Origin of the sequence: Pseudomonas sp. S07E 245, assembly GCF_019599025.1 — a bacterium.
Classification (GTDB): Bacteria; Pseudomonadota; Gammaproteobacteria; order Pseudomonadales; family Pseudomonadaceae; genus Aquipseudomonas; species Aquipseudomonas shirazensis.
In genome coordinates, this window is record NZ_CP080625.1 from 1620236 (window position 1) to 1646029 (window position 25794).

General features: G+C 59.0%; 25 protein-coding genes and 1 pseudogene. 12 read left to right on the forward strand and 14 right to left on the reverse strand.

All coding sequences use genetic code 11. From position 1 onward, the window contains the following. Nucleotides 1–31: 31 nt before the first annotated feature. Nucleotides 32–988: a LysR family transcriptional regulator gene (locus K3F44_RS07235; RefSeq protein ID WP_220633662.1), complete on the reverse strand. Its 957-nt coding sequence runs from the start codon at nt 986–988 to the stop codon at nt 32–34. A 41-nt stretch (nt 989–1029) separates the two neighbouring features. Between K3F44_RS07235 and K3F44_RS07240 the strand changes: the two genes are divergently transcribed. Further along, nucleotides 1030–1461 (forward strand): GFA family protein, encoded by a 432-nt coding sequence (locus K3F44_RS07240; RefSeq protein WP_150569191.1) that lies wholly within the window; start codon nt 1030–1032, stop codon nt 1459–1461. Nucleotides 1462–1733: 272 nt separating this feature from the next. On the opposite strand, the gene dmeF is transcribed toward K3F44_RS07240, so the two are convergent. Beyond that, the gene (gene dmeF / locus K3F44_RS07245; RefSeq protein WP_220633663.1) at nt 1734–2663 is read right to left on the reverse strand and encodes a CDF family Co(II)/Ni(II) efflux transporter DmeF; all 930 of its coding nucleotides are present in this window, start codon (nt 2661–2663) and stop codon (nt 1734–1736) included. Nucleotides 2664–2671: 8 nt separating this feature from the next. Beyond that, nucleotides 2672–2947: a metal/formaldehyde-sensitive transcriptional repressor gene (locus K3F44_RS07250; protein WP_220633664.1), complete on the reverse strand. Its 276-nt coding sequence runs from the start codon at nt 2945–2947 to the stop codon at nt 2672–2674. A gap of 616 nt (nt 2948–3563) precedes the next feature. On the opposite strand from K3F44_RS07250, the gene K3F44_RS07255 reads away from it, so the two are divergent. Next, entirely contained in the window at nt 3564–4547 is a 984-nt protein-coding gene (locus K3F44_RS07255; RefSeq protein ID WP_220633665.1) for an LLM class oxidoreductase, read from the forward strand. A gap of 415 nt (nt 4548–4962) precedes the next feature. Here the strand turns inward: K3F44_RS07255 and K3F44_RS07260 are convergent, their stop codons facing one another. The 4 genes from K3F44_RS07260 to K3F44_RS07275 form a co-directional block, all read right to left on the reverse strand. Continuing rightward, entirely contained in the window at nt 4963–5265 is a 303-nt protein-coding gene (locus K3F44_RS07260) for a putative quinol monooxygenase (RefSeq protein ID WP_023047152.1), read from the reverse strand. A 228-nt stretch (nt 5266–5493) separates the two neighbouring features. Next, nucleotides 5494–6594: a low temperature requirement protein A gene (locus K3F44_RS07265; protein WP_064493025.1), complete on the reverse strand. Its 1101-nt coding sequence runs from the start codon at nt 6592–6594 to the stop codon at nt 5494–5496. Between the two features lie 98 nt (nt 6595–6692). Then, on the reverse strand, nt 6693–7232 hold the full coding sequence (locus tag K3F44_RS07270) for a DsbA family protein (protein ID WP_019751019.1): 540 nt from the start codon (nt 7230–7232) through the stop codon (nt 6693–6695). Between the two features lie 11 nt (nt 7233–7243). After that, a complete protein-coding gene (locus K3F44_RS07275) occupies nt 7244–7786 on the reverse strand; it encodes a redoxin domain-containing protein (RefSeq protein ID WP_019751018.1) in 543 nt (180 codons plus the stop codon). A gap of 510 nt (nt 7787–8296) precedes the next feature. Between K3F44_RS07275 and K3F44_RS24790 the strand changes: the two are divergent. Then, nucleotides 8297–8467: pseudogene (locus tag K3F44_RS24790) on the forward strand (FAD-binding oxidoreductase); the annotation flags it as partial. Between the two features lie 431 nt (nt 8468–8898). Here K3F44_RS24790 and K3F44_RS07280 read toward each other — a convergent pair. From K3F44_RS07280 to K3F44_RS07290, 3 genes are all read right to left on the reverse strand, one after another. Then, nucleotides 8899–10269: an MFS family transporter gene (locus tag K3F44_RS07280; RefSeq protein WP_150569188.1), complete on the reverse strand. Its 1371-nt coding sequence runs from the start codon at nt 10267–10269 to the stop codon at nt 8899–8901. A 274-nt stretch (nt 10270–10543) separates the two neighbouring features. After that, on the reverse strand, nt 10544–11467 hold the full coding sequence (locus tag K3F44_RS07285; protein WP_220633666.1) for a LysR family transcriptional regulator: 924 nt from the start codon (nt 11465–11467) through the stop codon (nt 10544–10546). A gap of 195 nt (nt 11468–11662) precedes the next feature. Then, nucleotides 11663–12955: a dicarboxylate/amino acid:cation symporter gene (locus K3F44_RS07290; RefSeq protein WP_220633667.1), complete on the reverse strand. Its 1293-nt coding sequence runs from the start codon at nt 12953–12955 to the stop codon at nt 11663–11665. A gap of 492 nt (nt 12956–13447) precedes the next feature. On the opposite strand from K3F44_RS07290, the gene K3F44_RS07295 reads away from it, so the two are divergent. The 9 genes from K3F44_RS07295 to K3F44_RS07335 all read left to right on the forward strand — a co-directional run bounded on the left by K3F44_RS07295 (nt 13448) and on the right by K3F44_RS07335 (nt 21212). Beyond that, entirely contained in the window at nt 13448–13978 is a 531-nt protein-coding gene (locus K3F44_RS07295; RefSeq protein WP_150569185.1) for a thiamine pyrophosphate-binding protein, read from the forward strand. Then, entirely contained in the window at nt 13966–14562 is a 597-nt protein-coding gene (locus K3F44_RS07300) for a thiamine pyrophosphate-dependent enzyme (protein ID WP_220633668.1), read from the forward strand. Before K3F44_RS07295 ends, K3F44_RS07300 begins: the two co-directional genes overlap by 13 nt. Nucleotides 14563–14633: 71 nt before the next feature. Beyond that, on the forward strand, nt 14634–15797 hold the full coding sequence (locus K3F44_RS07305) for an acyl-CoA dehydrogenase family protein (RefSeq protein ID WP_047602688.1): 1164 nt from the start codon (nt 14634–14636) through the stop codon (nt 15795–15797). Nucleotides 15798–15852: 55 nt separating this feature from the next. Further along, a complete protein-coding gene (locus K3F44_RS07310) occupies nt 15853–17049 on the forward strand; it encodes a CaiB/BaiF CoA-transferase family protein (protein ID WP_220633669.1) in 1197 nt (398 codons plus the stop codon). 53 nt (nt 17050–17102) lie between these two features. Continuing rightward, nucleotides 17103–17852, forward strand: coding sequence for an electron transfer flavoprotein subunit beta/FixA family protein (locus K3F44_RS07315; RefSeq protein WP_220633670.1), 750 nt, complete (start codon nt 17103–17105; stop codon nt 17850–17852). Continuing rightward, nucleotides 17852–18781: an electron transfer flavoprotein subunit alpha/FixB family protein gene (locus tag K3F44_RS07320; protein ID WP_220633671.1), complete on the forward strand. Its 930-nt coding sequence runs from the start codon at nt 17852–17854 to the stop codon at nt 18779–18781. Before K3F44_RS07315 ends, K3F44_RS07320 begins: the two co-directional genes overlap by 1 nt. Before the next feature lie 13 nt (nt 18782–18794). Then, nucleotides 18795–19637 (forward strand): MaoC family dehydratase N-terminal domain-containing protein, encoded by an 843-nt coding sequence (locus K3F44_RS07325; protein ID WP_150569180.1) that lies wholly within the window; start codon nt 18795–18797, stop codon nt 19635–19637. Then, the gene (locus K3F44_RS07330) at nt 19634–20449 is read left to right on the forward strand and encodes a CoA ester lyase (protein ID WP_150569179.1); all 816 of its coding nucleotides are present in this window, start codon (nt 19634–19636) and stop codon (nt 20447–20449) included. Before K3F44_RS07325 ends, K3F44_RS07330 begins: the two co-directional genes overlap by 4 nt. Nucleotides 20450–20633: 184 nt before the next feature. Beyond that, the gene (locus K3F44_RS07335) at nt 20634–21212 is read left to right on the forward strand and encodes a TetR/AcrR family transcriptional regulator (protein WP_220633672.1); all 579 of its coding nucleotides are present in this window, start codon (nt 20634–20636) and stop codon (nt 21210–21212) included. Nucleotides 21213–21329: 117 nt separating this feature from the next. Here the strand turns inward: K3F44_RS07335 and K3F44_RS07340 are convergent, their stop codons facing one another. The 4 genes from K3F44_RS07340 to K3F44_RS07355 all read right to left on the reverse strand — a co-directional run bounded on the left by K3F44_RS07340 (nt 21330) and on the right by K3F44_RS07355 (nt 25678). After that, nucleotides 21330–22373, reverse strand: coding sequence for a hydroxyacid dehydrogenase (locus K3F44_RS07340; protein WP_220633673.1), 1044 nt, complete (start codon nt 22371–22373; stop codon nt 21330–21332). A gap of 12 nt (nt 22374–22385) precedes the next feature. After that, entirely contained in the window at nt 22386–23741 is a 1356-nt protein-coding gene (locus tag K3F44_RS07345) for an MFS family transporter (RefSeq protein WP_150569176.1), read from the reverse strand. A gap of 128 nt (nt 23742–23869) precedes the next feature. Beyond that, nucleotides 23870–24526, reverse strand: coding sequence for an alpha/beta hydrolase (locus tag K3F44_RS07350; protein ID WP_220633674.1), 657 nt, complete (start codon nt 24524–24526; stop codon nt 23870–23872). 27 nt (nt 24527–24553) lie between these two features. Then, entirely contained in the window at nt 24554–25678 is a 1125-nt protein-coding gene (locus K3F44_RS07355) for an MFS transporter (RefSeq protein ID WP_220634157.1), read from the reverse strand. Nucleotides 25679–25794: the final 116 nt, after the last annotated feature.

Below are 25794 nucleotides of genomic sequence, written 5' to 3' on the forward strand. Positions count from 1 at the left end.
CAAGCAGTGGATGCCACGGCCCCTACGCTGCTCACTGATCGGCCAAGCATAGATACTGATGCAACTGCTCTCCCAGAACCTCGAACGCCTGAGCGATCCTGTTAATTTTGCGCAGGTTGTTGTGCATTGCGATCCACACGTCTACCTCAAAGCCGAAATCGTGTGGCAGCACGTGTATGAGGTCGTGCGATTTTGCTATTTGCGTCGGGCAAAGTCCGAAGCCTAAGCCCGCTTTCAGAGCGGCCAGCTGAGCGAGGTGATGATCAGAGGCGATGGCGAAATGCTGGTCGGCATCGCACAGACCGGCTTCGACAAAACGACGCAAATCCGCTGAGCGTCTGTCCGGCCCGATCAGAGGCCGCTGGCGCAGCGACAGCAGGGAGGCTGGATTACCGTAGCGCTCCAGGCACCTGGCACTGGCATGGATGCCAATCCGCAAACTGCCGACACGCCGCACCGTGATATCAGCTTCGTTGGGCCGCATCAGCCGCACCGCAATATCCGATTGCAGCCTGGCGATGTCTTCAAGCGCGTCGCTTATGCTCAACTCAAGTTTGAGCCCGGCGTGTTCGTAATGGAAAGGGCGCAGCAGGCCAGGCAATACCTCGACGCCAAGCAACTCGCCACAGGTCAGCCGGACTGTACCGTGATCCATCGACGCTTCAGAGCTGGCCATGCGGTTGAAGGTTTGCGCAGCCAGATCCATGGCCTCCACATGCTCGATCAGGCGCTGCGCTCCGGCAGTAGGCGTCAGCCCTTGAGGTGTGCGGGTGAACAGACTCACACCGAGAGCGTGTTCAAGATGGTCGAGGCGCCGGCGCGCAGTGGCCTGGGCGATACCCAGCAACTTCGCCGCGCCGCTTAGGCTGCCAGAGCGCAACACGGCGAGAAATACACGCTGGCTTTCCCATTCAATACCGCTCATACATTCTTGGCCAACAGTTGCTCCTAAATTGATCTTCTGCTCGAGCCCGTGAAAAGCGATCATTCGCCCACATATTTCCGGGCGTCATTGTAAGGAACCAACGCATGAGAATCACCGGTCAGTGCCGATGTGGGCAAGTCACCCTCGAGATCGTGGCGCAGCAATTGCCGCCGCTGTATGCCTGCCACTGTTTGAACTGCCAGCGCTGGAGCGGCAGTGCGTTTGGTCTGCACATGTTGAGCGCGGCTTCGGCTGTTCAGACGGTGGGCGAAACGGCGATCTTTGAGCATGAACACCAGGGTCAAACGTCTACCCAACATGCCTGCGGCACATGTCATACCCGGCTGTTCAACGAGACCACGGCAGCCCCCGGCATGCGTGTGGTACGCGCCGGCATCCTGGATGGCTCTGAACGTTTAGAGCCAGTTGCGCATATCTGGACACGACGCAAGCAGCCATGGCTGGTGCTGCCGGCGACTATCGCGCAATGGCAGGAGAGCCCGACGCCCGAAGCATTCGCCGCCGCACTAGGGTAATAGAGCTTGCTCCTTCATCAGTGAACGCGTGACTCGCCGCTTGGAAAACTCTCGGAGTTGACTACTTCCGCTTCGGGTCGAAAGCCGCCGCTCCGGACTGACCGCTCCCGACCCTTATCTGCCGCTCACGGACGGTCACGTCCGGCCCGGGAAGTATCCATCCGTGAGCTTTCTTAAACCACTTCAAGCTTACATGTGCCCCTTGCACGGCAGCCATTTTTCAGGCCGCGATTGTCAGTAGTCTTTAGTTGCGCGAGAGTAAATCAGGCGATTTACCGGCTGCCATCTGATAGTCGAAACTCCACTGTCAGGTGACTGACTTCGTGAACAGATTTGAGCCGCTCACGAATGCTGTCGGCGTTCGCAGTGGCGTCGCCAAGGACGCTGACGATGGCAGCATGGGCTTGTGGCCCAACCCGCCAGACGTGCAGGTCCGTAATGGAGGCATCTCCCGGCTTCTCAACCAGTTCGCGAATTTCCTCGGCAACGTGCATATCTGTCTGGTCCAGCAGTACCCCAGCTGTAATCCCCATCAAGCTCCAGGCCCAACGTGCGATGACAATGGCGCCTACGATGCCCATGGCCGGGTCCAGCCAAACCCAGCCGAGATATCGCCCGGCGAGCAGTGCAACTATGGCCAGCACCGAAGTGAGTGCGTCAGCGATGACATGGACGTAGGCCGACTTCAGGTTATTGTCATGGCCGTGATGGGCATGGCCATGATCATCATGATCGTGCCCATGACTGTGCCCGTGGCCCAGCAACAGCGCACTGACGAGGTTGACGACCAGGCCGACAACTGCGATGAGCGTAGCGGTACGGAACTGAACATCCGTTGGCTGCAGGAGGCGCATGACAGACTCAACTCCGATGCCCAGGGCGACCAGGCCGAGAATCAGTGCCGAAGCGAACCCGCCCAGGTCACCAACCTTGCCGGTGCCGAAACTGTAGCGCTGGCTGGATGCATGACGTCTTGCGTATCCGTAAGCGACTGCGGCGATGCCCAGCGCCCCGGCGTGGGTTGCCATGTGAAAGCCGTCGGCGAGCAACGCCATCGAGCCTGTGAGATAGCCGGCGGCGATCTCGCCAATCATCATCACAACAGTCAGGGCCACAACCCAAAGCGTACGCTTGGCATTTTCGTCGTGGGCCGAGCCAAGGAACATGTGGTCGTGTGTGTGGTTGATCTTGATGCTGTTCATGAACGTGTTCACTTGGAGTAGCGTCGGATGGCTTCCAGTAGCTCTTCGACACCCTTGCTACGCTCTTCTTCGCTGAGCGCTGGGTTAGCGACATGCTCCCGTGCATGGTCCTCGATGATTTCCTCCATCAAGCCATTGATGGCTCCGCGAGTAGCGGCAACAAGGTGAAGTGTTTTGGCGCAATCGTGGTCTGATTCCAATGCCCGTTCAACGGCTTGGATTTGCCCGGCGATACGTTTTACGCGCTTGAGAAGATCGTCTTTGTTTGCTGCGATATGATCCATGGATACCCCCTATACCTATCTACTGCCTATGATAGGCATACCCCCTATACCTATGCAAGGTCGTTGCCCGAAACCCCTGGCAGGTAAAGTCAGATAAGAGCTAGAGGGAATGGGTATCTGTTTGTACCGACAGCTGTCCTCCGCAAAGGGCAGCTTCGGGTCGATAGCGGCCAGTCGTAAACGGCTGCAATCGACCCATAGCTGCCCTTGGCGGAGGGCAGCTAACGGCCAATAGCGGCCGTTCTGGAATGGCAGGAAACGACCGATAACTGCCTTCGATACGCGACTTTCGTCCGCCAGCGGCTCGATTGTAAGAATATGGCGGAGAGCTGCAAAACCGCCTACGCTTATAGAATGATTCCTCGAACGCCTTGCCCATCTGGTGGTATAGAGCCGAGAGATCTGACTTCCTTTGACCGTCCGCTTAACACCCACCCGGACCAACCCGCGCCTATCGCCAGCAACTGCCCCCTGAGTCCGGCCCACACGACCAGCAGTACGGCGCAACGGGTAAAAGCCAGACCTAGTCCCCCCACCTGCCGTTCAAAAGCGACCGATGCCGCAGCACCTCTGGAAACGGGGGCGCTGTTCACGTTCTGCCATGAGGTCAATCCGTATGTATCGGCCGAGCACGATTCCTTACCAGCAGCATCGAGGGTTCAGCCGAACCTTCACTCAGGGGCATTTGAGCCTTGGATTATTCTTTCCCATGGAGGCGTTCGACGGGGACACTCCGAGCATGCTCAACCAGGTCACACTGGCTAAACAAGCCGAGGCGCTGGGCTTCTGCGCGCTCTGGTTTCGCGACGTGCCGCTTCGCGACCCTGGCTTCGGCGATGTCGGCCAAGTCTTCGACCCCTGGGTTTACCTGGGTTATATGGCTGCCCATACCTCGGAGATTGCACTTGGCACCGCCTCCATCGCCATCCCGCTGCACCATCCCCTGCACACGGCCAAGGCGTCAGCCAGCGTAGATCAGTTGAGCACTGGTCGCATGATTCTGGGGGTTGCTTCGGGAGATCGGCCAGTGGAGTTTTCGGCGTTTGGCGTCGATCCCGAAAGGCGTGGAGAGATCTTTCGAGAACACTACGAAGTGATTCGCCGCGCCCACAGCACCAGTTTTGAGCCCATCCACTGGAGCACTGGTGAAATGCAAGGCGCAGACCTGATTCCGAAACCGACCACCCAATTCATTCCAATGCTCGTGACCGGCAACAGTCGCCAGTCACTGGATTGGATCGCGCGTGAGAGCAACGGATGGATCAACTATCCACGCATTCCGAACATGCAGCGGCTGGTCGTGGAAGATTGGCGACTGGAGGTCACGAAACAATGTGGTTCTGTGTATAAGCCCTTTACTCAGTCGCTGTACATCGATCTCGATGAGAATCCGTCAACGCCACCCACACGTATCCATTTGGGGTTCAGACTTGGACGTTACCATCTACGTTTTTTGCTGGAGTCGCTTGAGGAAATCGGCGTGGACCACGTCATTCTCAATCTCAAATACGGCAAGCGCCCTGCGGTGGAAGTTATTGAGGAATTGGGTACGCACATCGTTGCGCAGTTCGGAGTGCAGCCGCGTCAGGCAGCTCATTGAACATCGGTCACTGCTACGCCGACGAATGCTCACTTGACGAAACCATAAGGTGTCACGGTGCGGATGACCTCCGGTTCTATATCAATGATGGAGATCTTCGCGCCATGAGCGACCGGTGCCCGGCAAACAATCTACCCTACCCAGCCTAAACCCGTGATGAGCACGTTGCCTTGCAGATTCTGTGCGGCTTCCACGCCGTCCCTGGACACGATTTGCGCGCGTATCCTTTCACTTATACCGAGCGCGGAAGCATGGCATGAATCCTGGACACGGCACTTTAGCCATGACATTTATCTTCAATACAAGTGTTTTGATTGATCACCGCCCGGAACAGCAGCAGGCCCAAGCTATCCTGATTTTCACAAAATACATCGTGGGCCTCCCAGTACTGACTGGAGCTTCCTATTGGGTTTGCTTAGCCGGGTAGCTTGGCCGCAAGGACGTCAACCTTCTCGATTGATGGCGGTTCGGCAAATAGCTCGGCAGCGTTTGCCATAAGCGCCGCCGCGACCTTGCCCGAAAGATGAGCCTGCCGGCCCGCTTCATCCGGGAATGCGTCAAAGATGCCAAAGGTGGACGGCCCCAAGCGGATTCCAAACCAGGCTGTAGTGGCTGGCTCCTCCTCCACTAACGGAAGGCCACCCAAAAGAAAGCTCTCTACATCCTTTTCTTTCCCGGGTTTTGCTTCTAGGCGAACGAACAACGCTACTTTGACCATGATGTGGCTCCTGTTGTTACGATGCGGCTGGCGCTATCAGATCGCGATAGCTAAGAGGGGCATCCGAGACTCTTAACTATGGTCGACGATACCAGGATTACAAACCCAAATAGACCAAGGGTAGCGGCGAGTAGCGCACGAGCAGTGAGAACGACGTAGTGGGCAGCATGTAACCGCAAGTCAGCCACTTGCTCACTTGGTCCCACCCTCTGGTCTGATAATGATGATTCAACGATATCTGAAATTTAGAAAAACATAAGAGATCATGGTTGCTGTCAGGCCGACCAATATGTACTCGACGCGGGGTAAAAACACGACTAACCCGCCCAAAGAAAACACTATCAACGTGTTTTGTAGGATGTATTTCCTTATTCTACTCACGGCTATGAAATAGCCATATTGCTTACCTAGGAAAAACAAGGCCATGCCGGTGATCGACATAATCTGGAAATCGCGTATCGCAATGTCGTTCAGGATCGCATGCCTAATCAAATTTGCCAGAAGTGCCAGCCCCATAAAAAGAAAAAGGTGCGAGTAGATTAAGGCGTGCCCACTCATACTGCTTTGATGTTTGTTCAGCAAGTAAAAACTATCAAAATAGATCCACCAGATACTGCAAATCATGATAAATCCGGTGATGGCTGCCATCACATTATAATAACCCCATTGAATGTTAGATAAGCCTCCGGAAAGGCTAATAATTGACTCCCCCAATAAGATTAGGGTGAGTAGGCCTATGCGCTCAACCAAGTGCTCTGTGTGTGCTGGCAACGGTTTTAGTTTAGTCCAGAAAAATACAGGAAACAGAATATCAAGAACAATCCCAATATAAGCAACAAGGTAACGCAAGGGCGGGTCAAAAATAACGGATGAAAGGCTAATAACTGCGCTAACTAATAGGGCGAAGCCAAGCCTTGAGGAAAGTTCGCCGCGAGAATCGAGTTTACTAATGGATGAAATATACATAACACTGATGATTGCACGTATACCAAAATAGCAAGCAATAATGAGCGGGTAGTTCACTTCCAAGTCTTCCCCGATCCGTGCCGATAGCACAATGAGCAGGAGCATTATGAATAATGTTGCCAAACGGTGAAGATTGCTGTCTGTATCGAACCTGTTGGAGTAAATCGTGTGACTGGACCAGATCCACCACAACGGCACAAAAAGCAGTAAGAATGTCCATAATTGCTTATGTTCAAAGTGCCCATCATGAACATGTCCGAGAGTGTGCGTAACTTGGCCTATCGTAACAACGAAAGTCAGGTCAAAAAACAACTCCAACCATGTGGCGTGTCGATTTTCTTCATAATACTTCAAAGATTTCATTAGTTGCCGGCTCCGTGCCCACCTCTTTAATGTAAAAGGAAACTAACGTTGGTTTTTCCTCGGCTCCGATGTTGGTGATGCCAAGCCGATTTGGCTCTCTAGCGATTTCGTCCACGCACTAACAAAAGCTCAATCATCTGACTCATCCCGATGAACTCTGGAACTCCGTCATAGCGAAGCCCGTCAATGTAAAACGCTGGGGTGCCATTCACGCCGCTGCGTACACCGCCATTGAAATCGGCTTGTATTTTGGGAATGTAAGTATCCTCTTGCATTGCAAGATCGAATTCCTCCCTGGAAAGGCCGTGTTTGAGAACGATGGCGCGATACAGCGGCAGGCCCAATCGATCCTGATTTTCGTACAATTCGTCGTGGGCCTCCCAGAATAATCCTCGACTCCCGGCATACTCAGCGGTGACCGCTGCACCCAGTGCATGGGGGTGAGCGGTGGTCAGAGGGAAGTTACGGAACACAAACAGCAAGTCATCGCGAAAATGCTGTTGCAGATTCTTGACCATCCAATAAGCTTCACCGCAATAGGGACATTCATAGTCGCCAAATTCGACCAAGGTGACCTTGGCATGCGCACTTCCCTGGCGATGGTCGTTGGCACTTACCGGGACTTTGAGAGTGGCCATCTAATCACCTGTTAATTTTTGGTTGGCGTGCTTTGTGGCGAATTCGCCAAAGCATCCAGCGCATCCAGAATACCGTCCGCACCAGGGTTGATTGCCATCGGGGAGACGTAGCTCCAGGCAACCACCCCGTCCTTGTCAATCACGAACAGCGCACGCTTACAAACCCCGAGCTGGGACTGGTACGCTCCATACTGTCGTGCCACAGCCCCTTTGGGCTCGAAATCGGCCAGCAGGCTGAAGTGAAAATTCCGATCTTTGGCAAAGGCCTGATGGCACCAGGCGCTGTCAACCGAGATACCCAGTAGCGCCGCACCGTATTCTCTGAATGTGGGTAGCAACTGGTTGTACAAAGTCAGTTGGTCACCACACACCGAAGTCCAGTCAGCGGGATAAAACGCCAATATCACGGGATTTCCCTTTAGCTCACGCAGCGACAACTGTTGATCAGGGGTTGCGTGAAGAGTGAAGTCGGGCGCGACAGTGCCGGCCGGCAGCGGCCCCTGAACCAGGTCGCCATTGGTTTTTTGTGCATCATCGAACTCTAAAGTATTCATTGCTTGAACCTTGATAGATGGGTGGTTGGGACGTGCTCAGTGGGATGCGACGTGCCCGGTGGGATAACTCCATCCACCATCAAGGGGTTCAAAAAAAGACAACGCTGCCTCGATCTCAGCCTGAGCCTGAGTGATTTCGGCAGCGAAACGTTCACGTTCCGCATCAAGGAACACAAGAAGATCCGCCGTGTAATCGCGGAATTGGATTAGGCCAGGTTGGCAGGGGAATGGTCAGATTCGCTCTGGCTCACCAATGACTATAGTCGTTGATGACGCTTACCGTAGTAGCTGAACGATTTTTCGCTACCCTCCAGTGCCAACAACACTCACGCGCTTATCTTGCTGCCATTTCAGGCGGCGTTTTAACACGATGATTTTGGCAGCTATTTCGCCACTTCAGACAAATTTACATCTGCTTTCTAGACGACAACTGCTGCCCCTTACGACAAGCAGAAATCGATCAGAGGCAGACACTGAAACCGCCTTCAGGTCTACAGAATGAAGGTTGATATGGGAAATGCTCTGGACAAACGAGTCGTTGTCATTAGTGCCGACATCGTGGGCGCTTCGCTGGCGTAACACCTGGCTGATAAAGGCGCGAATATCACCTTGGTTGAGGCTGAAGGTATCGCGTCGGGAGTGTTTGGAGATTCACTCGCATGGAGCAACATCCTATACGGATAACGTGACCCCATTGCAGCACTGCGCGGAGCAGCAGTCAAAGATGCGGCTCGCGCAGCGATGGTGCTGTACCTAACGAATAGTCGAGATCGGTCTTCGGGAAGCTGAGCGGTAGACTTTGCGGATATTGTCACTGACCGCTTTTGGCCGGTAGCTGCCTTTCGCGAAGGGCAGCTATGGGTCGATAGCTGTCATTCGCGAACGGCTGCTAGCGCCCCATGGAGACGAAAGAGTTCTTAGCGCTTCCCTACCCCGCCGATACATATACGCAATCGTCGTCTCTGGATAACATCGCGGGACAAGACATGTAGCGGGCATTTATCGATGTACCCAGGCCCGCAGTTGATGTGCGGGCTATCAAGACCCGTCAAGACCCGGGAGCGTGATCGTGAGAGTCCCTGAGTAATCGCCAGCGGCTGCCCAGGCCGGGCTCAGCCCCGAGCGTCGGAGTAAGCAGGGCCGCTGCGCAGGCCGGTGTTCTCTTCAACCGCTCCGGTGCCGTCGAGGTAGCCATGCTTGCGCAGGTCGGGCATAAGCACGGCAGCCAGCAGCGTGATGGCGCTCATGGCCGCCACATAGTAGTAGAAGTACGACTCCACCCCGGCGCCGCGCAATGACAATGCCACGTACTCAGCGGTGCCGCCGCACAGTGCATTGCCCAGTGCATAAGGCAAACCCACACCAAGCGCGCGCACTGTGGCGGGATACAGGTCAGCCTTGAGCACGCCAGTCACCGGCGTATAGAACGCGGCAATCAACAGCCCGAGCATGACCAGAGCGAAGGCTTCGTAAGGGTTACTGACGCTCTTCAGGCCCGTCAGTAAGGGCACGATCAACAGGCTCGAAAGCAGGCCGAAGGCGATCATGCTATTTCGCGAGCCGATCCGGTCGGCCATCATCCCGAACACCGGCTGCAGGCACATGAATACCACCAGCGCGGCAGTCATGATGAAGCTGACGGTCGAAGGGTCGAAGCCGGCCGACACCACCAGATACTTCTGCATGTAGGTGGAGAAGGTATAGAAGTGCAATGAGCAACCGGCCGTGATGGCAATAGTCAGCAGAACAGCTTTCTTGTGTTTCATAAGTGCCTTGATCGACCCGGCTTCTTTGTGTTTCGAGCCCTGGGCGTGGGCGGTCTCAAGCATCGAGCGGCGCAGGTACACCACCACCAGTGCGCTGACCGCGCCGATGAAGAACGGAATGCGCCAACCCCAGGCCTTGAGTTCTTCGATCGGCAGCACATTCTGCAGCACCACCACCGTCAGCAGCGCCAGAAGCTGGCCGGCGATAATGGTGAAGTACTGGAACGAGCCAAAGAAGCAGCGCTTGCCCTTGCGGGAAATTTCGCTGATGTAGGTGGCCCCGGTACCGTATTCAGCACCGACCGAGAGCCCCTGCATCAGGCGGGCTACCAGCAGTAGCACTGGAGCTGCCATGCCAATGGACTCATAAGTGGGCAGCACAGCGATCATCAACGAGCCGCCACACATAAGGAACACTGAGATGATCATGGAATACTTGCGACCACGGGTATCGGCCAGGTAGCCAAAGATCCACCCGCCCAAGGGGCGCATGAAGAAGCCCACGGCGAAGATTCCGGCAGTCGCCAGCAACTGCGTGGTCTGATCGCCTTGAGGGAAGAACAGGGCTGCGAAGTAGATCGAGGTGTAGGCGTAGATGAAGAAGTCGTACCACTCCACCAGGTTGCCGGAGCAGGCACCAAGAATGGCGCGGATCCGTTGGCGGTTGGTCAGATTGTGGATATCAGGCGCAGCGGGATTGTTATTGTTGGCGTGCATGGGGTAACTCCAGATCTAAGGCAAACGTAAGGCAGGAACGACAGCGTCGGTTTACCTTCGATTGATCGGCTTGGAGTCGTGGCGGGAAAAAACGGGCGGCAAAACGCGAGGCGATGAAACGCGCATCATGGGGGGTACCTTCTGGGATCTATTATTTTACAAGTCAGCGAAAGCGCACTGACTTTTATTCCCGGGCAAAGCTACGCCCTCGCCTGGATAGCGGCCAGACCCGCTACCCTCTAGCAGTTATGCCTCAATTGAATAGCTGGCTGCGTCAGAGCATATGCCCAGCCCAGATACCTTCGGCCACCAATTCCGAAGCAATGTCGACGAAGGTCTGGCCGACATAGCGGGTTGCCGGGCTCACCTGGCGATCGGCGGGAAGCACCAGCACCAGTTTTCGCATGGGCGTGGGGTCGACCAGCGGTGCCGCGCACAGCGTGCCGTCGTTCAAGCGCGAGTAGATCGACGCCAAGGGCAACGCGGTGTAACCAAAGCCATTGCGAACAAGATCGATCATGGCGCCGAAAGAATCCGCCTCGACGCTGGTGGTGATCTTGAAGCCGCGCTCCAAGGCACATTGGTCCATGATCTTGCGCAGCCCATGACGGGGGCTGGGCAAGACCATCGGTTCGCTGGCCAACTGCGAAAAAAGGAACGCTGTATCGAGGTTGAGCCCGGACTCGGGAGGGCCGACCAGCACCAGGTTTTCCATCATCACCGGTTCTATACGCAGGGTATGCAGCGGCTGAGGGTCGTAGGAGATGGCCAGCTCCAGCTCGCCGCGCTGCAACCAGTCCAGCAGGTAGCCGCTGAAGGCCGATGAAAAGCGGATTGAGAGGTCCGGATGGGTGTCGCTGATGCGCTTGACCAGCGGAACCGTGACGATCTCGGCGATCGTTGGCGTGGTACCGATGGCGACCATGCCGCGAAAGGCCGCGCGCCCGCCGGCTACCGAAGTACGAATGGACTCCAGCTCGTTCATGATACGGGTGGCTCGCTCAAGCACCTCCAGCCCCGCCGCGGTGATCTCCATCCCACGGCCATGGCGCTCGAACAGGTAGACGCCCAGCTCCTTTTCCAACTGCCGGATCTGCCGACTCAATGCCGGTTGCGCTACGTGTAGCCGGTCCGACGCCTTGCTCAAACTGCCAAGCTCCGCCACGTGGATCAGGGTTTTGAGTTGCGTTACGTCCATCTATCAACCACTGGCAGGGAAAGGGGCGCCGCTGGAGCGGCGTATTTGACAGTCTAAAGACCGCATCGAGCGCCAGCTATAGCATTTGCGCATAGCAGCTAGAACCAAATTGATGCGGCCCAACTACGGCACTGGCTACCTCGGTTCGCAGGCCGGTGAAGCCTGCGATGGGGCCATATCCGGCAAGCGCTGACCTCAAGCCGTTGGCCGTTCTGCCCCCGGGGCAGCGGCGCGGGGAGTTGTTGATTGCTCTTCCGGGTCCTGCAACTCCCCTTCCCATTTGGCAACTACCGCCGTGGCGATCGAGTTACCCACGGCGTTGGTGGCCGAGCGCCCCATGTCCAGGAAGGTGTCGATGCCCAGTATTAGCAGCAGCCCCGCCTCGGGAATATCGAACTGTACAAGCGTTGCGGCAATCACCACCAACGATGCCCGAGGCACACCTGCCAGCCCCTTGGAGGTCAGCATCAAGGTCAGCAGCATGAGGACCTGCGTGCCGAGGGTCATCTCGATACCGTAGGCCTGGGCGATGAAGAGCACGGCAAAGGTGCAGTACATCATCGAGCCGTCGAGGTTGAAGGAGTAGCCCATCGGCATCACGAAACTGGAAATCTTGCGGCTGACCCCAAAGCGGTCCAGCGCCGCAAGGAGTTTCGGGTAGGCCGATTCAGAACTGGCTGTGGCGAACGCCAGCAGAAACGCCTCCTTGATGAGTGCCAGCAAGGCGAACACCCGCCGGCCCAGGAACATCGCCCCGGCCAGCACCAGCAACACCCAGAGTAAGACCAAGCCCAGATAGAAGTCGCGCATGAACACAGCGAACGTAGCCAGGATCGACAAGCCATTGACTGCCACCGTGGCAGCCATCGCCGCCATGACAGCCAGGGGCGCGAGCTTCATGACGTAGCCGGTGATGAGCAGCATGGCCTGCGCCAGCTCATCGGCCAAGCGTATCAGGCCCTTGGCTTTTTCCCCCAGCGCCGCCAAGGCGACCCCGAAGAACAGCGAGAACACCACGATCTGCAGGATCTCGTTGTTGGCCAAGGCTTCGGCGAATGACCTGGGTACCAGATGGGTCACAAAGGCCTTAAGGGTAAAGGCCGATGTCTGCAGTGAAGTGGTTTCACTCACGTCCGGCAGCGGCAGTGCCAGGTGCAGCCCTGGTTGCAGGATATTGGCCATCATCAAGCCTACAGCCAGCGACAGCAGCGAGGCCGTCAAGAACCACATCATGGCCTTTCCGAACACCCGACCTACTGCACCGGCATCGCCCATGTGGGCGATGCCTACCACCAGGGTAGAAAACACCAGCGGCCCGATCAGCATCTTGATCAGCCTCAGGAACACGTCCGAGATCACGGAGATGTATCCGGCGGTTTGGGCTGCAGCGGCTTTGTCCGGGCTCGTGAGAAAAATGACGTAGCCGATCACCACGCCGAGAAACATAGCCAGCAGTATCCAGCCAGCCAGCGGTAGTTTGAATTTCATTTAGCACCTCTATTCAACCGATAGGATCCGTTACCGCCAGGGCGGTGCGTCACGGAACGAAGTAGGACAGTGCAAGGTGCCGGAGCCGGCAGGGCGAGGATGGTGTATCGGCCAACGGCGGCTCAGCAGAGATGAGCCACCTGGCGAACGTACGCAGGGAACGGAGCAACATGGTCGACCCTCGATCTTATTGTTGTTTTGATTCGATGGCGGCGCGGCCGCGACCGAGCCGACAACCTAGCGTCTTCTGCGCCGGCCCATAAGCACTGGGCGTGTCTATCAGCTATGCCCACTTTCTATAACCACAGCCTCCCCCTCCCGAGGCATGCCTGATACCAACTCCGGAGTTGCTCGCGCTCAACGCTGGCCCGCGTGTCATGGGTATACCTATGCCGTCTCGGCATATCTCAAAGAAAAAAACGGTAGTCGTCGTGCAAGGCAACTCCCCCCATGATGAGGAAAAACAAAAGCAGCACTGCCGGGAGAGACCCCATGTCATCGCAAGAATCTGAACAGAACTGGCAAGAGGACGTGTTCCGTGTCCTCAAGGCCCACGACGTCAAGCACGTCGTGTTCGTCCCTGATGCCGGCCACTCGGCAGCCATCCGCATGTCCTACGCCGACCCTGATATCAAGGCCGTTGTGCTTACCACCGAAGAAGAAGGCATCGGCTACCTGGCCGGCGCCTGGTTGGGAGGCGAACGCGGCGCCTTACTGATGCAATCAAGCGGCGTCGGCAACTGCATCAACACCCTCGCCTTGCAGAGCTGCGCCGGCTTCCCGCTATTGATGGTGGTGACCATGCGCGGCGACTGGGCGGAGTTCAATGCCTGGCAGAACCCCATGGGCCAGGCCACCGAAGCCTCCCTGAACCTGATGAAGGTGATGACCTGGCGTGCCGACCTGCCAGAAGATGTCGCGCCACTGCTGCACGGCGCCGCCACCATGGCCTTCAATGGCGATGCCGCCACTGCCCTGCTGCTCGGCCAGCGTCTGATCGGAGAAAAGAAATGGGTCAAGTAAGCGCCAATCACGTGCTCTGCCGCCGTGAAGTAGTCCGTACCCTGCTTGCCGATCGCAACGATGTGCTCGTGGTCACCGGCCTGGGTTCTGCCTCCTATGATGTGATGGCCGCAGGCGATCACGACAACAACTACTACCTCTGGGCCGCCATGGGCAGCGCCATCACCGTGGGCCTGGGCCTGGCCAATGCGCAACCGGACAAAAGTGTGGTGGTGGTCACCGGTGACGGCGAACTGCTGATGGGCTTTGGCGCCCTGGCCACGGTTGCTCTGCAGCAACCCAAGAACCTGACAATCGTGGTGCTGGATAACGGCCACTTCGGTGAGACCGGCATGCAGGTCAGCCACGCCGGGTTCGGCATCCAGCTGGACCGGGTCGCCGAAACCTGCGGTTTTTCCTGGACTCAGGAAATCCGTGAGATGGACGGTGTACATGCCTTGCGCGAGCGTTTCGCCACCCGTGATGGTGTCAAGCTGGCGACGGTAAAAATCAAGGCCGAGAACCCCCCACGGGTACTGCCGCCGCGCGATGGTCATTACATCAAGAACCGCTTCCGCGCTGCTCTGGGTTTCCAGCCCATCTGACCGTGTTAAAGGGCCGGTCGGCGGCCGAACCACGATGACGCTGCCGGCCCGCCCCGATTTGGAGAATGATGATGAACGACAACAACAACGAAGAACTCAATGCCATTCGTGAGGGTGTGCGTGCGCTATGTGGCGACTTCCCCGCCGAGTACTGGCGCAAGATCGATGAGGAAAAGGGATTCCCTGAAGCCTTCGTCAAAGCCATGACCGACGAGGGTTGGCTGTCGGCGATGATTCCCGAGGAGTTCGGCGGTTCCGGCCTGGGCCTGGCCGAGGCTTCGGTAATTCTTGAAGAGGTCAATGCCTGCGGCGGCAACTCCGGCACCATCCACGGCCAGATGTACAACATGTTCACCTTGCTGCGTAACGGCAGCGACGAGCAGAAGCGCTATTACCTGCCCAAGCTGGCCAGCGGCGAACTGCGCCTGCAATCGATGGCCGTTACCGAGCCGTCCACCGGTACCGACACCACCAAGATCAAGACCACCGCAGTTCGCCAGGGCGACAAGTATGTGATCAATGGTCAGAAGGTGTGGATCTCGCGTGTGCAGCACTCCGATCTGATGATCCTGCTGGCACGTACCACCCCGCTCGCCGAGGTGACGAAAAAGGTCGATGGCATGTCGATCTTCCTGGTCGACCTGCGTGAGGCCATCGGCAATGGCCTGACCGTACAACCGATCGCCAACCTGGTGAACCACGAGACCAACGAGCTGTTCTTCGACAATCTGGAAATCCCGGCCAGTTGCCTGATTGGTGAAGAAGGCAAAGGCTTCCGCTACATCCTCGACGGCCTCAACGCAGAGCGCACCCTGATTGCCGCCGAGTGCATCGGCGATGGCCGCTGGTTTGTCGAGAAAGCCAGCCAGTACGCCCGTGATCGCGAGGTGTTTGGCCGGCCGATCGGCAAGAACCAGGGCGTGCAGTTCCCCATCGCCGAGGCGCATATCGAGATCGAAGCCGCCGACCTGATGCGCTGGCGCGCCTGCGCCGAATACGACAGCGGGCGCAACGCCGGGGCGGCCGCCAACATGGCCAAGTACCTGGCCGCCAAGGCCAGCTGGGAGGCGGCCAACGCCTGCCTACAGACCCACGGCGGCTTCGGCTTTGCCAACGAATACGACGTCGAGCGCAAGTTCCGTGAAACCCGCCTGTACCAGGTCGCGCCCATCTCGACCAACCTGATCCTGTCCTACGTGGCCGAACACCTCCTGGAGTTGCCACGATCGTTCTGATCCGGACCGCCCCCGTTACCCACGGGGGCCTGCCATAACAAGAGAGACAACCAGCATGAGCCAGCCCATCCGCCCCCTTGACGGCATTACCGTCATCAGCCTCGAACACGCGATCGCGGCGCCCTTCTGCACCCGCCAGTTGGCCGACCTGGGCGCCCGGGTCATCAAGGTGGAACGCCCTGGCAGTGGCGACTTCGCCCGGGGCTACGACCAGCGGGTCAACGGTCTGGCCTCGCATTTCGTGTGGACCAACCGCTCTAAAGAAAGCCTGGCCCTGGACCTCAAGCAGGAAATCGCCGGCGATATTCTCGACCAACTGTTAGAGCAGGCCGATGTGTTGGTGCAGAACCTGGCACCGGGTGCGGCCGCTCGCCTGGGACTGAGCTTCGAGGCGCTGCACGCACGATTCCCGCGGCTGATCGTCTGCGATATCTCCGGCTACGGCGCGGGCGGCCCTTATGAACAGAAAAAAGCCTACGACCTGCTGATCCAGAGCGAAGGCGGCTTCCTGTCGGTCACTGGTGGGCCGGGGGAAGACGGGATGGCCAAAGCCGGCAACTCGATCGCTGATATCGCCGCTGGCATGTATGCCTATACCGGTATTCTTTCGGCGGTCCTGTTGCGGGAAAAGACCGGCATCGGCAGCCAGGTGGAAGTGTCCATGCTCGAGGCATTGGTGGAGTGGATGAACTACCCGCTTTACTACGCCTACGAAGGTGCCGCACCACCGCCACGTGCCGGCGCGGCGCACGCCACCATCTATCCGTACGGCCCGTTCCCGGTGGGCGACGGCAGCACGGTCATGCTTGGCCTGCAGAACGAGCGCGAGTGGCAGCTCTTCTGCGAACAGGTGCTGCAACAACCGGAGCTGGCCAGTGACGAGCGCTTCAGTGCCAACTTCAAGCGCGTAACCAATCGCGATGCGCTGCGCGGACTGATCGTCGAGGCTTTTGCTGCGCTGAACTTCGACACGGTGATCGAGCGCCTCGATGGAGCCAGCATCGCCAATGCCAAGGTCAATGACATGCAGGGTGTCTGGGCCCACCCGCAACTGCAGGCCCGCGACCGCTGGCGGCGGATCGACACCGCCGCCGGTTCAGTACCCAGCCTGTTGCCGCCCGCCACCAGCAACGCCTATGCACCGCGCATGGATCCGGTCCCTGCGCTAGGGCAGCACAGCGAAAGCATCCTTGCCGAGCTCGGCTTGCCCCATGAACGTATTCAGCAACTGCGCACTTCAGGTGTCATCTGACCCCTCTTTTTTCACGCCCGTTGCCATCGCTTAAACACAGAGTATCCCTGCCTATGAAAGTGCTCGTCGCAATCAAACGAGTGGTCGACTACAACGTCAAGGTTCGCGTCAAGGCGGACAACTCCGGCGTCGACCTTGCAAACGTCAAGATGGCCATGAATCCCTTCTGCGAAATTGCCGTCGAGGAAGCCGTACGCCTGAAGGAGAAAGGCGTGGCGAGCGAGATCGTGGTCGTTTCCGTTGGCCAGACCAGCGCCCAGGAGCAACTGCGTACCGCCCTGGCCCTGGGTGCCGACCGCGCCATCCTGGTCGAAGCCGCTGACGAGCTGAGCTCCCTGGCCGTCGCCAAGGCACTGAAAGCCGTTGTCGACAAAGAGCAGCCGCAGTTGGTCATCCTCGGCAAACAGGCCATCGACAGTGACAACAACCAGACCGGCCAGATGTTGGCCGCACTGACCGGCTACGCCCAGGGCACCTTCGCCTCCAAGGTCGAAGTCGCTGGCGACAAGCTGAACGTCACCCGTGAAATCGATGGCGGCCTGCAGACCGTTGCGCTGAACCTGCCAGCCATCGTCACCACCGACCTGCGCCTGAACGAGCCACGCTACGCGTCGCTGCCGAACATCATGAAGGCCAAGAAGAAGCCGCTGGAAACTGTGACTCCAGACGCGCTGGGCGTTTCCCTCGCCTCCACCAACAAAACCCTGAAAGTTGAAGCCCCAGCAGCCCGCAGCGCTGGCATCAAGGTCAAATCGGTGGCCGAACTGGTCGAAAAGCTGAAGAACGAAGCGAAGGTGATCTGATGAGCATTCTGGTAGTTGCTGAACACGACAATCGCACCCTCGCCGGCCCTACCCTGCACACCCTGGCCGCCGCTCGCCAGATTGGCGCTGACATCGTGGTGCTCGTAGCTGGACTGGACGCAGCCGGTGTGGCGTTCGCTGTCGCGCAGTGCACTGGGGTGACCAAAGTGCTGCTGGCTGACGATGCCGCCTACGCCCATCAGCTCCCGGAAAACGTGGCGCCCTTGGTGGCCAACCTGGGCCGCGACTTCAGCCATGTGCTGGCCCCGGCCACCAGCAACGGTAAGAACCTCCTGCCACGGGTAGCTGCGCTGCTGGATGTCGACCAGATCTCCGAGATCATTTCGGTCGAATCCGCTGACACCTTCAAGCGTCCGATCTACGCAGGTAACGCCATTGCCACCGTCCAATCCAGCGCTGCGGTAAAAGTCATTACCGTGCGCTCCACCGGCTTCGAGGCGGTACCGGCAGAAGGCGGCCGTGCGCCAATCGAGGCCCTGGGTGGCGCTACAGATGCAGGACTATCGGCATTTGTCGGCGAAGAACTGGCCAAGTCAAACCGCCCCGAGCTGACCGCCGCAAAGATCGTGGTGTCCGGCGGTCGTGGCATGGGCAATGGGGACAACTTCAGCCACTTGTATAGCCTGGCCGACAAGCTCGGCGCCGCGGTTGGCGCTTCACGCGCGGCGGTGGACGCAGGCTTCGTTCCCAACGACATGCAGGTCGGTCAGACCGGCAAGATCGTCGCACCGCAGTTGTACATCGCCGTGGGTATCTCTGGCGCTATTCAGCACCTGGCCGGCATGAAGGACTCCAAGGTCATTGTCGCGATCAACAAGGATGAGGAAGCACCTATCTTCCAGGTAGCTGATTATGGTTTGGTCGGCGACCTGTTCGAGATCGTACCGAAACTGACTTCGACGCTGTAAAGGACAATAAAAAATGAGCATACCTGCGCCCCAAACATGGATTGGCCGTAGCGAGACTGTCCATGACTGCATCAGCCATAACCTGGTCAACCGTATAGCTGCCACCTTGAGCGAGCCGGCCCCCGCCCCTGGTGATGCCTTACCCGCACTCTGGCACTGGGCGTTTTTCCAGGAGCCTGTCGAAGCGGCCGGCCTAGGAGGCGATGGCCATCCGGCGCGGGGCGGTTTTCTGCCCCCTGCAGACAACCGCAACCGCATGTGGGCCGGGGGGCGCCTGGAGTTCATCCGCCCGCTGCGGATCGATGCTCAGGTGTCCCGCCGCTCGACCATCCTCAATGTCGAGGAGAAGCACGGGCGCACCGGCTCCCTGCTGTTCGTCACGGTGCAGCATGAATATGTGCAGGACGGGCAGCGGGCACTGGTTGAAGAGCAGGACATCGTCTACCGCGAGCCCTCACCGCCCAAGCTTGGCGGCACCGAGCCGATGCCCCACGGTGATTGGAGCGAAACCGTGCAGCCAGATCCGACGCTACTGTTCCGCTACTCTGCGGTGACCTTCAACGGACATCGCATTCATTACGACTGGCCATACGTCACCGAAACCGAGGGCTACCCGGGTCTGGTGGTCCACGGCCCACTGATCGCCACCCTGAACCTGCGTGCCTTCGTGCGCGCCAACCCGCAACTGAACGTACGCCGGTTCAGCTATCGCGGTGTACGCCCACTGATTTGCCCGGATGCCTTCCAAGTCGGCGGACGGCTGACTGGCGACGGCAAGGCCCTGGTATGGGCGGGTAATCAGGCCGGCCAGGCGCAGGTCGGCGAAATAGAATTCGCCCAGGGGGTACGCCAATGAGCGCCGAGATCATACGCAGCGCACTGTTCGTGCCGGCTACCCGCCCAGACCGCATACCCAAAGCCTTGGTCAGTGGCGCAGATCGGGTCATCGTTGACCTTGAGGATGCCGTTGAAGAGGCGCTCAAGGAACAGGCGCGCGACAACCTCGAGCAGTTTCTCAGTGAGCAGCCCCAAGCCCGAGTGCTTGTGCGCGTCAACGCGCCCGGCCACTGGGCCCATGAGGCCGACTTGGCGCTGTGTCAGCGCCACACCGGCGTCATTGGCATCTTACTGCCGAAAGCGGAAACCGTCGGCCATATCGAACGTACCCATGCTACCGGCAAAGCGGTGTGGCCAATCATAGAGAGCGCCAAGGGCCTGGCCGCTCTGCCCCACCTAGCGGCTGCGACAGGCGTAGACCGTCTGTCGTTTGGCAGCCTGGATCTAGGCTTGGACCTAGGGCTGAATACCGGCAGCGCCGCTGCCGAGCAGGTCTTGGGCCATGCCCGCTATGCGGTGCTGCTCCACAGCCGTGTCGCCGGACTTGCTGCGCCGCTGGACGGCGTTTTTCCTGCCATTCAGGACACCGACGGGTTGCAGCGCCAGGTGCGTTTTGCCCGGGACATGGGCTTTGCCGGCGCCCTGTGCATCCACCCTGGGCAGGTCAACGTGATTCACGCCGCGCTCAAGCCTTCGGCTGCCGATCTGGAGTGGGCGCAGCGGGTGGTTGAACAGGCTGAAACTGGCGCCGGCGTGTTCACCCTTGATGGCCAGATGGTCGACGCCCCCGTGATCCTTCGCGCCCGGACCATGCTGCTCCAAGCCGGCTGAAGCCTCCGTTATCGCTCCCGGCACCGCACACCACCTCTGTTCTGACGCGCAGCGGTGAGCGGTACCGGGGGCACCTATCCAGAGAGGTGCCCCATGTGTCTGCTCACTGGTACACCCCGGCCCCGGCGCCACTGCAAACGCCTGCTCTGCCGAGTGCTGCGCGCACTTTCGAGGTTGCCGGCCTATGATTGAAGCCGCCCGTGCCTGTCCCTCCTCCCTGACCCAGGCTGCAACCGAACTGATGGTCGAGATTGGCTATACCGCCATGAGCATGAGAAAGCTGGCCCTGCGCGTCGGCATTCTTCCCGGCAGCCTTTACCATCACGTCGATTGCAAACAGGATCTGCTGCTCAATGTGGTGCTGGACATCATCGAACGCCGCAAGCAGGCCTGGGAAAACGGCGCCCAACCTCAATCTCTGCATGCTTATGTGCGTTTTGCGCTGGCACGGCAAGTGGCTCTTCCCCAGGAAGAGATGGTCCTTCGTCACGAAGCCAGGCACCTGGACGACCGCCACCGGCTCTGGCTGGAGCGGGCAATGGGGCAACTGGCCGAGCCACTCCGCCAGATTATCGAGGGGGGGTGCGCTATAGGCCTGTACCGCGTGAGCGACCCTGCCCGAACTGCCGTTGCCATCTTGGCGATCATCGAGAGCGGCAACAGTCTGCGGGTTGGCAATACGGCCTTCGATGAAAGTTGGATCGAGCAGCACATCTTGCGGATGTGCAATGCCTTGCTGCTGCCCGAGCACTGTTCCGTCTGACGAACTGCCTTGATTGTGCGCTCGCCATGACCTTGCCGGCGGCACTATCACCTGAATCGCAATCTCTTAAGACGTCCCTGGCGGTTCAGAGCCCGCCAGAGTGGACTGCAAGCGGCATTAAGTGTCGAGGTGGTCCCTGACCCGCAGCCGTTGCCGGAACGCTTCAAACGCCTGCGGATTAACCATACGTGGCCCCGGCTCGCCACGTAGCAACTGCAGAATCTGATCGGCCGCCCACGCGCCCATGCGCTCCCGAGCTTCGCGCGTGACGCCAGCGGTGTGATACAGGCCGACCACGTTTTCAAGGCCAAGCAGAGGATGATCCAACGCAGGCGGCTCCTGATCCCAAACGTCAATTCCCGCAGCTCCAAGATGGCCGCAGGCCAAAGCGTCATACAGAGCGACCTCGTCATGCAAGCCGCCACGTGCGGTATTGATGAACACAGCCCCTTTGCGCATGGCCGCGAAAGCCGACGCGTTCATGAGGTTCAAGGTCGAAGCCAGACGCGGGCAATGCAACGAGACTACATCACTGTGCTGCAACAGGCTCTGCAACGTGCAACTGGAAGCGCCCCGTTGGCCGATCTGCTCCGCGCTCAGCAGGGGGTCATGGGCAAGTACCTGCATGCCCAAGGCCTGGGCTATACGGGCGACGCGTGTACCAATCTCACCGATACCGATCAAACCCAAACTTTTGCCGAACAACTCGCTACCCATCAAGTCTTCGCGTGAAAACCCGCGATCCCGGCGCAAGCGCCGGTCCGATTCGCTGATACGCCGCGCGCAATCGAGCATCAACCCCAGCGTGGCCTCGGCAACCGATTGGGCGTTGGCGCCCGATTGGTTGACGACCAGGACACCCGCGTGGGTGCAGGCTTCGACATCCACTGTGTCGAAGCCTGCACCATTGGTCGAGACACACAGCAGGCCCGGCAACTGGCGGAGCAGCGCCTCGGTCACACACCATTGCCGCGGGAGCTCGTCCCGCGCCGAGGGCACCTGGTATACCTGGCAATTGCGCAGCGCCTGCAGGATGACGGCAGGCGGCTGGTCACGGGCGACGGTTTGCAGCACGACATCGGGCGAAGCTTCGAGGATCTGGGCCATCACCGGGTGATACCAGACGTCGAATCGCACGATCTTCTTCCTTTGAGTAGTCATGCTTGCCTTGCCTCAATGACTGGGGTGGGTCGGCAGGGATTTGCGCCCCATGAACTTGCGTATGCCGATGTTCTCTTCGACCTTGCCGTCGCCGTCGAGATAACCATGTTTGCCAAGATCTGGCATCAGCAGGGCCGATACCAGAGTGACGGCGCCGATGACCGCCACGTACAAGTAGAAGTACTGCTCCATTCCCACGGAGCGGAAGGTCAATGCTACATACTCGGCCGAACCGCCGAACATCGCAGCCCCTACTGCGTAAGGCAAGCCCACACCCAGTGCGCGTACGGTCGGCGGATAGAAATCGGCCTTGAGAACACCGGTGACCGGTGTATAGAAGGCTGCAATCAGCAACCCGGCGAGCACCAGCCCGAAGGCTGCGAGCGGGTCCTGCACTGTCTTGATCGCCGACAACAACGGGATAACCAGGAAGGTGGACAGCAGTCCAAACATGATCATGTTGCGGCGCACGCCGATTTTATCAGCGAGCAAGCCGAACACCGGCTGCGCCAGCATGAAGATCACTAATGCACAAGCCATGATGATGCTCACCGTGGGGGCCGGGATACCGACACTCACTACCAGGAACTTCTGCATGTAAGCAGTAAAGGTATAGAAGTACAGCGAGCAGCCGATGGTGATGGTGAAGGTGAGCAGCACCGCGCGACGGTGTTGCATCAGGCCCCGGAGCGAGCCGGATTCCTTGCTCTTCATTCCTTCTTCAGTGGCTGTCTCGCGCATGGTCCGGCGCAAGATCACTACCACGATCGAAGCCAGCGCGCCGATCAGGAACGGCACCCGCCAGCCCCAAGCCTTGAGGTCCTGTTCCGACAGCACCATTTGCAGCACCGCAACCGTCAGCAGCGCCAGCAGTTGCCCGGCAATGATTGTCATGTACTGGAAGGAGCCGTAGAACGAGCGCCGCCCGGCGCGGGAAACTTCACTGATGTAGGTGGCGCCGGTGCCGTACTCGGCGCCTACCGACAACCCTTGCATCAGCCGTGCGATCACCAGCAGAACCGGCGCTGCGACACCCACCGTGGCGTACGTGGGCATGACCGCGATCATCAACGAGCCGCCGCACATCATGAACACTGAGATGATCATCGAGATCTTGCGCCCACGGGTATCGGCGATGTAGCCGAAAATCCAACCACCAAGCGGGCGCATGAAGAAGCCGACAGCAAAGATACCGGCCGTGGCCAGCAGTTGGCTGGTCTGGTCGCCAGCGGGGAAGAACAGTGATGCGAAGTAGATCGACGTGTAGGCGTAGATGAAGAAGTCGTACCATTCCACCAAGTTGCCGGAACACACACCCACAATTGCGGTTGTGCGCTCTTTGCGCGTCAACGGACGTGCCGTGCTCATGTCTGCATTCATGATCGCTAACCCTTGTTGTTATTTTTTTTTGCCAACTCGGGTACAGCTTTGCATAGCGTCGTTTTGGGGGAAGAGGCGCCACAGGTCTAACAGCTATGCCGGGCAGGCATGGCCGTCTAAGCCGGGCTTTCCCGCCGTTTGTCCTGCAGATAGCGGCAGACTTCTTCTGCGACCCGGCTCAGACAGCCTTTGAAAAAGTGGTCGGCGCCGGCGTACACCGATACGCGGCGGTGTTCGCCAGCGGCCCAGTCCATCAAGCTGACCAGGGGCGCCATCTGGTCACACTCGCCGTGCACCAGCAGGCAATCCTCTGGCAGGTCCGGCGCTGGGTAATGGCGGCCCCCCGGTACATCGCCGACCGGCATCCCCAGCAAGACCAGAGCTTCGAACTCTCCCGCCGCTGCGCAGGCCAGCCTGGCGAACACATGGGCGCCAAAAGAAAAACCGATCAAGGCGATGGCCAGCCCAGGCATGATTCCGGCCATGTGCTTGAGCACCGCCTGACTGTCCTCAGTCTCGCCCGTACCGCCATCATGACTGCCCTCGCTTAACCCCACCCCACGAAAACTCGGCCGCACCACCAGCCATCCGCTGGCACACAACTGCCTGGCAAGGGTCACTGGCACGATGTGCCGGGGGCTGCCGCCCAGCAGTGGTTGCGGATGGCTGACGATAGCCACCCCCTTCGGTGAGGTTGATGGATGATCGAGCAGCAGGTGGAGCTTGCCCACCGGGCCATCGATTAGCAGCTCTTCACGGTCCAATTGTGACATTGCAACTGTCTCCTCGATGGTTGACGCTCAAACGGGCCGGCCAGGCAGTGAACGCATGACCAACAGCACCAGCACGACATTGACGACGGCCAAGCCAGCAAGCGTTGCCAGCACACCCATGGCGCCAAAGTGCTGAAGCAGGTAGCCACCGACCAGCGGCGTCAGCGCCTGACCGATAAGCGAAGGCCGCGACATCTTGCCCATCAGCGCCACGTACTGCGCCGGCGGCATCAGCGCAAGGGGCAGCAAACCCCGGACGATGGCACGCAGGCCATTGCCGCAGCCGTAGAGCAACAGCCCCAGTGCCGTTGCGCCAGGCGCCAGGGCAACCAGTGACACGCCCACGGCCACCAGAGCTGAAGACACAAGCGCTGTCCAGATCGGATGTCGCTTCCGGGCGACGATCTGCAGCACGCGCGAAGCCACTTGGCTGGGTCCCAATAGCGCACTCAGCGCGATTGCCGTAGCCAGGCTGTGGCCCAGCCCCTGCAGCACTGCCACCAGTTGCACTGAAACTGCAGTCATGATGATTGCGCCGATCGCAAAGATCCACATGAGCGACAGGTACAGACGTCGGTCGATGCTGACATCGCTCGCCGCGACCACAGTCTTGCTCTCGGTCCCGTTTAGGCCCGCCGGCAGTACCCATAGGTACAGCGGCGCGACCACGACAATCAGCATCAGCGCATAAGCGGTACAGGTAACTCGCCAGCCGAGCTGCTCGATTGCGAACGCCACCAGCGGCCAGGTGATGGTAGTGGCAAAACCAGAGATCAAGGTGATCCCAGTGATCGCCCTGCCCGCCCGCTCGGCGTACAAGGCGCCGAGAGTGGCAAACAGGGCTTCGTAAAGACCAATGGCCATGCCGACGCCAATGACAACCCAAGCCAGCAGGAACACTTGCAGGCTGTGAGCGTTGGCGACGATCAACAGCCCCGCTCCCACCACGATTCCGCTCGCGGCCATCTGCAGGCGACCACCGTACCGAACCACCAGCCGGCTGGCCAGCGGTGCTAGCAGTGCCGACACCATTAAGCTGAGCGACAGCGCGCCATAGACCCAGTGGCCATCCCAGCCGGTCTCGCGCAGGATGGGCTCACCCATGACCGCCAAAATAAAGAAGGACCCACCCCAGACCATTATCTGGAGTATCCCCAGGCAAAAGATGCCGACGGGTCCGGGGAGGCGTAGAGCAGCGTTCACAAACGGCCTTCATGTACGGAGGAGATCGACGCCGGTGACCACCGTCGGCAATGTGTTTCGAGGAG